At 70.9% G+C, this 9041-nt stretch carries 9 protein-coding genes; 8 read left to right on the forward strand and 1 reads right to left on the reverse strand.

What is annotated here, in order from left to right; genetic code table 11:
* From D7V93_RS29880 to D7V93_RS29915, 8 genes are all read left to right on the forward strand, one after another.
* Positions 1-386: AgmX/PglI C-terminal domain-containing protein (locus tag D7V93_RS29880; RefSeq protein ID WP_147451402.1), on the forward strand; the 386-nt coding region annotated here is incomplete at its 5' end.
* Between the two features lie 40 nt (positions 387-426).
* Positions 427-1266, forward strand: a complete 840-nt coding sequence (locus tag D7V93_RS29885; protein ID WP_120646630.1) for a GNAT family N-acetyltransferase — start codon at positions 427-429, stop codon at positions 1264-1266.
* A 222-nt stretch (positions 1267-1488) separates the two neighbouring features.
* Positions 1489-1938: a hypothetical protein gene (locus D7V93_RS29890; RefSeq protein ID WP_120646631.1), complete on the forward strand. Its 450-nt coding sequence runs from the start codon at positions 1489-1491 to the stop codon at positions 1936-1938.
* Between the two features lie 145 nt (positions 1939-2083).
* Complete coding sequence (locus tag D7V93_RS29895) at positions 2084-2737, forward strand: hypothetical protein (RefSeq protein WP_120646632.1); 654 nt, start codon at positions 2084-2086, stop codon at positions 2735-2737.
* A 103-nt stretch (positions 2738-2840) separates the two neighbouring features.
* Entirely contained in the window at positions 2841-3464 is a 624-nt protein-coding gene (locus tag D7V93_RS29900) for a MiaE family protein (RefSeq protein WP_120646633.1), read from the forward strand.
* A gap of 224 nt (positions 3465-3688) precedes the next feature.
* Positions 3689-5482: a phosphoenolpyruvate carboxykinase (GTP) gene (locus D7V93_RS29905; RefSeq protein WP_120646634.1), complete on the forward strand. Its 1794-nt coding sequence runs from the start codon at positions 3689-3691 to the stop codon at positions 5480-5482.
* A 138-nt stretch (positions 5483-5620) separates the two neighbouring features.
* The gene (locus D7V93_RS29910; RefSeq protein ID WP_120646635.1) at positions 5621-6454 is read left to right on the forward strand and encodes a tetratricopeptide repeat protein; all 834 of its coding nucleotides are present in this window, start codon (positions 5621-5623) and stop codon (positions 6452-6454) included.
* Entirely contained in the window at positions 6454-7890 is a 1437-nt protein-coding gene (locus D7V93_RS29915; protein ID WP_120646636.1) for an ABC transporter substrate-binding protein, read from the forward strand. Before D7V93_RS29910 ends, D7V93_RS29915 begins: the two co-directional genes overlap by 1 nt.
* A 3-nt stretch (positions 7891-7893) precedes the next feature.
* Here the strand turns inward: D7V93_RS29915 and D7V93_RS29920 are convergent, their stop codons facing one another.
* Positions 7894-9033 carry a pyridoxal phosphate-dependent aminotransferase gene (locus tag D7V93_RS29920; RefSeq protein WP_244237599.1) on the reverse strand — a complete coding sequence of 380 codons (1140 nt, stop codon included), beginning with the start codon at positions 9031-9033 and terminating at the stop codon, positions 7894-7896.
* Positions 9034-9041 lie beyond the last annotated feature (8 nt).

The following is a 9041-nucleotide window of genomic DNA, read 5'->3' on the forward strand; positions in this document are numbered from 1 at the left end:
GCCCCGACGTCCCCGACCCGCGCCGCGTGGAGCAGGTGGAGCCGCTCGTGGAGTCCTCTTCTGGACGCATCGACGCGGAGGACCTGCGGCTGGCGCTCCAGGCGGTGACTCCGCTCGTGCAGCAATGTTTCGAGGACGCCGCACAACGCAACCCGGGCACACAGGAAGTGAAGCTGCGCTTCACCGTGGAGGGCGAGGGCGAGGCGGGGAAGATGAACCGGGGCGAGCTCATCTCCAGCACCATCCCCGACCCGATGGTGCAGGCGTGCGTGCTGGACTCGCTGTTGGACGCGCGGTTCCCGGCGCCCCGGCTGGGGGGGACGGCCCGGGTTGTCTACCCGTTCCGCTTCCGCGCGCCGCCAGGCCCTGGGGAGGCTGGCCCGTGAGGTCGGGTTGCGCGTAAGGTTCGGCCCCCTTCCCCCGCGCATGCCCGTCACCGTCGAACAGCTCGTGCCTTCCCACACGGACGCCTTGCGCGCGCTGCTGGCGAAGGACCCCGTCCACAACCTCTACCTGCTGGGGTTGCTGGAGGAGTTCGGCATCGCGGCCCCGGGGCGCGAGGCGGCCTTCTCCTTCCACGGCCGCTTCGACAGCGGCGTGCTCACCGCGGCCGTCTTCGTGGGCGGCGACGGCGGGCTCGTGGTGCCCAGCGCCAGCGACGCCAGCGCCACGGGCGTCATCGCGGACGCGCTCGCCACGACCCTGAAGCTGCGCGCCACCGTGGGGGACAAGTCCGCGGTGGACGCGCTCGTGCGCAGCCTCTGTGACGGCAAGCCGCGCCTGTCGCGCACCCAGCGGCTGTTCAGCGTCTCCGCGGATGACCTGGGCCCCTTCACCAACCCCACCCTGCGCCTGGCCCGCGAGGAGGACGTGCCCCGCCTCCTGCCCCTGGCCCAGGGCTACGTGCGGGAGATCCTGGAGCGGGATCCGCTGACCGAGGATCCCGCCCACTACGAGGCCCGCATCCTCCAGCGCGTGCGCCAGCGCCGCACCTACGTGCTGGAGGAGAACGGCGCGCTCGTCTTCAAGGTGGACATCGGCTGCCGCTCGCAGTTCGGCGCGGAGCTGGAGGGCATGTACACGCCGCCGTCCCGCCGCCGCGAGGGCCACGCCACGCTGTGCCTGGGACAGATCTCCCGGCACCTCCTGTCCTCGCTGCCCCGGCTCGCGCTGCGCATCGACGAGCGCGACGAGAGCATGGCCCGCATCGCGCGCAAGGTGGGCTACCACGCCGGCCGCACCCAGCGGCTCGTGCTGGTGGAGTAGCCGTCGCCGTCGTCGCCGTACCGGGGCCCTGTTGCCCCCGGGACCACTCAGGCAACACTGGCCTGTTGCTCCAGGAACAACAGGGATTGCCAAAAAGGCGCGTAAACAACTGAAAACACGCCAGCCCTGAAGGGGCATGGCGCTTGCTCCTGGAGGGCATGGCACGCGGCATCCGCGAGCCCGGCGGCCCCAATCACCGCCGCATTCCACGGGAGCAGGACGATGAAGGCTTTCCAGACGCTGGCGAAGGTGTGCGCTTTCGGAGTGGTGGCACTGACCGCGGGCACGGCGGGCGCGTGGCAGTACTACCCGGGCTCGGCGTTCAAGGCGTCCTTCGCCGGCGACGTGAGCTGTCTGAACGTGCAGAGCTACTCGGCGATGCGCAACGACTGCACGACGGCGCGTCTGGTGACCGCGACCGTGCCGATGTGGACGGTGGGCTGGCACCCGACGTCCGTGTACCTCTACGGCAACAACACCTGGTGTGAGACGACGACCGTCAACGGCGTGGGCAACGGCTCCAACCTGGGCGCGACGACGTACACGCTGGCCGGCCCGATGCAGTGGCAGAGCCTCAACACGGGCGACCGCTACGTGTGGGAGGACACCGCCATCGTCTTCCGCTGCAACCTGCAGCCGGGCGGCGTCATCGGCGGCTTCAGCATCGACTGACGCGGCTTCCCCCTTCCTTCCGCCGGAGGACGTCCTCCGGCGGAAGGTGCCGTGTTGATGCGCGGCCGCGCGAAGTTTCGTCGTCCTCATTCCTCCCCTTCGCGCGGCCCGTTCCTTCCTCCCGCAGTCCCTCGCGAGCGTCCCGATGTCCTCCCGGCTCCAGACCTTCCTCGCCCTCTTCAACACGGCCGCCGTCGTCGGCGTGCTGCTCGCCTTCCTCGGCCACCAGCGCACGTCCGAGCAGGAGCTGGAGGCGCTGAGGGACCAGGTGCGGCAGGCCTCGGCGAGCGCCACCGCGAACCAGGGCGAGCGCCGCGCCGCCGCGGAGGCCGCCATGCGCATGTGGGCGAGCACCCATGGCGCGCAGTCCCCTTCGGCCCGCGGCCCCGGGCCCTCCCAGGGGAAGGCCGCCCCACCCGGCGACGACGCAGCGGGAGCGGACGACACCACGGATGAGCTGCCCCCGACGGGGTCGTTCGAGGAATCGCGCACGCGGGTGTTCACCGCCTTCGCCAACGAGCCGGTGGACAACGACTGGAGCGGCAAGGCCACGCAGACGCTCAACGAGACCCTGCGCCAGCACCTGCCCTCCAACTCCCGCGTGAAGGCGCTGGACTGCCGCGCCACGCTCTGCCGCGTGGAGCTGGTGCACCGGAGCGCGGCGGACAGCGCCCCCTTCATGATGAGCGGCCTGCGCTCGTGGCCGGGCGCCATCTTCGTCGCCAGCGAGGTGCAGGAAGGCGAGGACTACGTCGTCACCCTCATCGCCGCGAAGGAGGGCACCCGCCCGCCGCTGTAGCCCCCTCGAACCCGGGTCGGCCCGTCGACAGGGAGGCGGGCGCGTGGACGCCGCGGGAAGCGCGCGCACGGCGCGGGGCGGATGCCCTACAGTCGCGCCCCGCATGAGCCGTCCCACGCCCACCCGCCGTCCCCTCTCCGGAGCGGGCCCCGTCATCCTCCACGCGCCCACGGACCCCGGCTGGCTGCCGCTGGCGCTCGCGAACTTCGACGCGGTGCTGGTGGACCACGCCCACTGCGAGAAGAAGGCCGCCGCCAACGCGCTGTCCATGCTCCAGGCCTACCCGGACCTGCCCGGCCTGCCCGCGCAGATGGCCCGGCTGGCCCGCGAGGAGAGCGCCCACCTGGCGCGCGTGCTGGACCTGATGGCCGCGCGCGGCCTCACCCTCACGAAGGACGCGGGCGACCCGTACGCGCAGGGGCTCCAGAAGCACGTGCGCACGCCCGCCCCGGAGCGGCGCGTGGACCGGCTGCTCGTCGCCGCCATCATCGAAGCGCGCTCCTGCGAGCGGCTGTCCCTGCTCGCGGAGGGGCTCACCGACCCGGCGCTCGCCCGGTTCTACGGAGAGCTGGCGCAGTCCGAGGACGGTCACCAGTCCCTCTTCCACCGACTGGCCGTCACCGCGTCGGGCGGGGACGAGGCCGGCGTGGACGCGCGCCTGCAACACCTGCTTGCCCAGGAGTCCCGGGTGCTCGCGGATGTGGGCCTGCGCGCCGCCATCCACTGACGCACCCGCAGCGAATGCCGCACCGCGCCGTTTACTGATGAAGGACCGGGCGCTGATAAGTGGAATTAGGCCAGAGCGGGCGAAAGTCCGGTTGACTGCCGGACGTCGGTTGCTTTTGGGGCCCCGCTCCAGAAGGTTAAATGTCCTTCCGCTGGTAGGGTCTTGCCCCCCTTGTGAACCGGTACGCGGGAGATCCGCTCATGAGACACACCGAGGAGACTTCCATGGCTTCGACGCAAGCGGCCGCCGCCACCGAGCAGGCGCCCACGAAGAACCCCACGCTGCTGGCCTGGGTGGCCAGGATGGCCGCGATGACGCAGCCGGATCGCATCGTCTGGTGCGACGGCTCCGAGGCGGAGAAGCAGCGCCTCACCGAGCAGGCCGTGAAGGACGGCACGCTCATCCCGCTCAACCCGAAGACGCGCCCCGGCTGCTATCTGCACCGCTCCAACCCGAACGACGTGGCGCGCGTCGAGCACCTCACGTTCATCTGTACGCCGAACAAGACGGACGCGGGCCCCACCAACAACTGGATGGATCCGGAGGCCGCGTACACGAAGCTGGGCCACCTGTTCGAAGGCTGCATGAAGGGCCGCACGATGTACGTGGTGCCCTACGCCATGGGCCCGCTGGGCAGCCCCTTCACGAAGATTGGCGTGGAGCTGACGGACAGCGACTACGTGGTCCTCAACATGCGGATCATGACCCGCATGGGGAAGGCCGCGCTGGACATGCTGGGCGACAGCGACGACTTCAACCGCGGCCTGCACTCCACGGGCGACGTGAACCCGGACCGCCGCTACATCTGTCACTTCCCCCAGGACAACACCATCTGGAGCTTCGGCTCCGGCTATGGCGGCAACGTGCTGCTGGGCAAGAAGTGCCTGGCGCTGCGCATCGGCAGCTACCTGGGCCGCGAGGAGGGGTGGCTGGCCGAGCACATGCTCATCCTGGGCGTCACCAGCCCCAAGGGTGAGACGACCTACGTCGCCGCGGCCTTCCCGTCCGCGTGTGGCAAGACCAACTTCGCGATGATGATCCCGCCCAAGGAGTACAAGGGCTGGAAGATCGAAACGGTGGGCGACGACATCGCCTGGATGCGCCCCGGCCCGGACGGCCGGCTGTACGCCATCAACCCGGAGGCCGGCTATTTCGGCGTGGTGCCGGGCACCAACAACAAGACCAACCCCAACGCCATGGAGACCATCTCCAGGGACACCCTCTTCACGAACGTGGCCCTCACGGCCGACGGCGACGTGTGGTGGGAGGGCAAGGACGGCGAGGTCCCGGAGGAGCTCACCGACTGGCAGGGCAAGCCCTGGAAGAAGGGCAGCGCGGAGAAGGCGGCGCACCCGAACAGCCGCTTCACCGCGCCCATGAGCAACAACCCCGTGCTGAGCACCAAGGCGAACGACCCGATGGGCGTGCCCATCAGCGCGCTCATCTTCGGCGGCCGCCGCTCCAACACCGTCCCGCTGGTCATCCAGGCCTTCAACTGGACCCACGGCGTGTTCCTGGGCGCCACCATGGGCTCGGAGACGACGGCCGCGGCCACCGGCAAGGTGGGCGTCGTTCGCCGCGACCCCATGGCCATGCTGCCCTTCTGCGGCTACCACATGGGCGACTACCTCCAGCACTGGCTGGACATGCAGAAGTCCATCCCGCAGCTGCCGAAGATCTTCCAGGTCAACTGGTTCCGGCAGGACAAGAACGGCAAGTTCATCTGGCCGGGCTTCGGGGACAACATGCGCGTCCTCGAGTGGATCGTGAACCGCGTCCACGGCCGCGTCCCCACGCAGGAGACGCTGCTGGGCTGGGTGCCGCGTCAGGACAACGGCCTCAACCTGGAGGGCCTGGACCTGTCCCAGGAGGCCGTCGCGGAGGCCACCTCCATCAAGGAGGACGAGTGGAAGAGCGAGCTCAAGAGCCAGGAGGTCTTCTTCGAGCAGCTGGGCACCAAGGCCCCCGAGGCCCTGATGCTGCAGCGCAAGCTGCTCATCTCCCGCCTGGACGGCTGATCGCCCGCTGACGCGAGGGCGAAGCCCTGTCGGGGCCGCTCGGCCACCTCCTGGAAACGGGGGGTGGGGGCGGCCCCGGCGCATTTGGGGGGTCGCCACTTCGACGCCCGGGGGGTTCGGCGCTAGGCTCCGTGCCCCATGAGACTGGTTTTCGTGTTGTCGCTGGCGCTCGCGCTGGCTCCGGGCTCGGCCCTGGCGCAGCGGGGCGGGACCAAGAGCCCCAACGTGCAGTCGCTGCTGAAGGAAGGCAAGCGCCTCTACGACGCGGGCAAGTACCGCGAGGCCGCGGAGACGCTGAAGCAGGCGCACGAGCAGCAGCCGCACCCGCGCCTCATCTACAACATCGCCGTGGCGCTGGAGTACGCGGGCGAGCCGCGCGAGGCGATGACCTGGTATCGCCAGTACGTCACCAGCTCCAGCGACGAGACGGACCCCGCGCTCCTGAAGAACAGCAACCGCGCCATCGACCGGCTGCGCGTGCAGCTGGACCGCGAGGACCAGGCGCAGGCGGTGGCGGACGCGGACCGCAAGCGGCTGGAGGCGGAGGCGGACGCGGCGCGGCAGCAGGCGGAGGAGGAGCAGCAGGCGGCCCGGCGCGCGGAGGAGGACAGCCAGCGCCAGCGGCAGGCGGAGTACGACCGCGCGGTGAAGTCCTACCAGCGCCAGCGCATTGGCGCCTTCGCGGTGGGCGGCGTGGCGGTGCTGGGCGTGGGCGCGGGCGTGCTGTTCGGCATGCAGGCCCGGGACGCGCGCGAGCAGTTCGACAAGGCGGCCACGCTGGAGGACAAGGAGACGCAGGCGGACAGCACGCGCAGCAAGGCGCTGCTCGCGGACATCGGCTTCGGCGTGGGCATCGCGGGCGCCATCACCGCCATCATCCTGTATCCCAAAGAGGGCCCTCCCACGCAGGGCGAGGTCCGGGTGACGCTCGCGCCGCGCGGGGTCGGGGCTGGCATGGAGGTCCACTTCTGATGCGCGCGCTGGGAATGATGACGTTGGGCATGGCCTTGCTGACCACCGGGTGCAGCTTCACCACGGCGGGGGGCCTGTCCGAATGCGACACGAGCAGTGACTGCGGCACCAACAGCGTCTGCACGTCGGGCTTCTGCCTGCCGCAGCCGGCCGGATGCGGGCAGGTGTTCGGCGCCACGTCGGCGGCGAACGCGATTGTGCTGGGCGCGCTGGTGCCGCTCACCAACCGCAGCGGCTCCGCGGAGATTGAGCAGCAGCGCCTCAACGGGCTGAAGCTGGCGCTGGACGAGGTGAACGCGCTGGAGGGCGTGGGCGGCCGGCAGTTCGTCCTGTACGTCTGCGACACGCAGGCGGACGTGGAGAACGCCAAGGTGCAGGCGCGCTGGCTGGTGAACGACAAGCAGACGGTGGCGGTGTTCAGCGCGGGCAGCGCGCAGACCATCGGCATCAGCTCCATCACCATCCCGAAGAACGTGCTGTTGATGAGCCACACGGCCACCAGCGCGGCCTTCACCTCGCTGGAGGACAAGAACGGCGGCACGGTGGGCCTGGTCTGGCGCACCACGCCCTCGGACGCGCTCCAGGGCCGCGTCATCGCGGACGTGCTGCGGGGCACCACGGTCATCAATGATCCGGGCTCGACGTTCGTGTCGCCGAACAAGGTGGGCGTGGCGTACGTGAACGACACCTACGGCCAGGGCCTGTATTCGTCGCTGTTGAGCAGGCTCACCACCAAGCAACTGGACGGCGCGCAGTACGAGCGCAACAGCGACGTGGCGGGCGCGGTGAGCCGGCTGGCGACCTTCAAGCCGGACCTGACGGTGCTCGCGGGCTTCACCGAGGACAACTCCCGGCTGCTGCCCGCGGCGGTGTCGGCGGGCGTGTCCATGGCCAACGGCAACCGGTGGTTCCTCACCGACGCCAGCAAGGACCCCACCCTGCTGACGAACCTGGGCGCGGGCAAGAGCGAGATCGTCGGCTCCTACGGCACGGCGCCCGCGTCGGCGCGGCCTCAGGAGCCCACCTACAAGTTCTTCGCGGACCGCTTCACCACCGCCTACAAGGTGGACCCGGGGCAGTTCTCCTTCACCGCGCATGCGTATGACGCCATGTACCTGGTGACGCTGGGCGCGGCGTACGCGATAGGCAACGACCTGGCCAACCCGCAGCCTGTCACCGGCACCCGCATCGCGGAGGGGCTCACGAAGGTGACGCCCGCCTCGGGGCAGACGGTGACCAGCTACCAGCTGGGCCCGGTGCAGTTCACCGGCGCGCGCGACAGCCTGCGCCAGGGCAAGGGCATCAACGTGCAGGGCGCCAGCGGCGAGCTGGACTTCAACAACGACACGGGTGAGGCCCCTTCGCCGTACGAGCTGTTCAAGGTGGAGTCCAACGGCTTCCGCACGCTCCAGCTCATCAACCCGTCGGCGGACTGAGCGTCAGGCGCAGAGCACGCGCACGAGCGGCGCGAGCGCGGCGGTGAAGACCTCGGGCGTCGGCAGCAGCGACAGCACGAGGTACGCACCGCCGCCGAAGTCATGGAAGTAGCCCGGCTGCACGCGCACGCCCTCGTCGAGGAGCCGCAGGCAGGTGGCCTCCTCGCCGGGCTCGCGGGGGATGCGCAGCACCGCGCTCCAGCCGCCGTGCGCGGGCACCACGTCCCAGGTTGCATCGTGAGTGCGCGCCGCGAGGAGCCGCGCCCGGTTGCCCTTCACGCGTTCCAGGAGGGCCTGTTGGAACACGGGCGCGTGCGCCAGCAGCGCGGGCAGGGCGAGCTGCACGGGCGTGCCCACGGACAGGGCCGCGTCCGCCACGTCTTCCAGTCGGGCCAGGGCCTCGTCGCGCTCGGTGGAGGGGCCGCCCACGTGCAGCCATGACAGCTTGAGGCCGGGCAGGCCCGCGACCTTGGACAGGCCTGACAGGGAGAAGGTGAGGCACGGCAGGGCGCGTCCCGCCACCGACGTCACCCTCCCTGCTTCAGTGTCCCAGCCGAAGTCGGAGAACACCTCGTCACAGACGAGCGCGAGCCCGTGGCGCGCGCACACGTCCGCGAGCGCCTGGAGCTCGCCCTCGTGGAGGAAGTGGCCGGTGGGGTTGCCCGGGTTCACCACCAGCACCGCGCGCGTGCGGGCGTCCACCGCCGCCTCCACCGCGCCCGCGTCCAGCCCGAAGCCGTGCACGGCGGGCAGCCGGTAGGGCCGCGCGTGCACGCCCTCCAGGCGCGCCAGCACGTCCACCAGCGGGTAGCCGGGCGCGGGCACGAGCACGCTGTCCCCCGGGTCGCAGAGCAGTTGGAAGAGCCACCCGTAGGCCTCGCTGGTGCTGGCGCCGAGGACGACATGGGCGGCGGACACGGGCGCGCCCCGCGCGGACAGGTGCGCGGCCACGGCCTCGCGCGCGGAGGGCAGGCCGAAGGGCTCAGGCGTGTACTGGAAGGGCGAGCCCGGTCCACCGGGCGGATCCGCTGCGTCCGCGGTCAGGAGCGGCTCGTGCTCGGAGGCGTCACCCGGAGGGCTGGCCGGGGCGGGCAGACCCGGCGGTCCTGGCTTCAGCAGGACGCGGGGGTCGGGCTGGGGCAGCCCGACGC

This window comes from Corallococcus llansteffanensis, from assembly GCF_003612055.1.
In the GTDB taxonomy this organism is placed as follows: domain Bacteria; phylum Myxococcota; class Myxococcia; order Myxococcales; family Myxococcaceae; genus Corallococcus; species Corallococcus llansteffanensis.

Bases quoted from the DNA above. Each gene is read 5' to 3' on its own strand.
- D7V93_RS29885 (WP_120646630.1), top strand. From the start codon at position 427: ATGCCCGTCACCGTCGAACAGCTCGTGCCTTCCCACACGGACGCCTTG.
- D7V93_RS29890 (WP_120646631.1), top strand. From the start codon at position 1,489: ATGAAGGCTTTCCAGACGCTGGCGAAGGTGTGCGCTTTCGGAGTGGTG.
- D7V93_RS29895 (WP_120646632.1), top strand. From the start codon at position 2,084: ATGTCCTCCCGGCTCCAGACCTTCCTCGCCCTCTTCAACACGGCCGCC.
- D7V93_RS29900 (WP_120646633.1), top strand. From the start codon at position 2,841: ATGAGCCGTCCCACGCCCACCCGCCGTCCCCTCTCCGGAGCGGGCCCC.
- D7V93_RS29905 (WP_120646634.1), top strand. From the start codon at position 3,689: ATGGCTTCGACGCAAGCGGCCGCCGCCACCGAGCAGGCGCCCACGAAG.
- D7V93_RS29910 (WP_120646635.1), top strand. From the start codon at position 5,621: ATGAGACTGGTTTTCGTGTTGTCGCTGGCGCTCGCGCTGGCTCCGGGC.
- D7V93_RS29915 (WP_120646636.1), top strand. From the start codon at position 6,454: ATGCGCGCGCTGGGAATGATGACGTTGGGCATGGCCTTGCTGACCACC.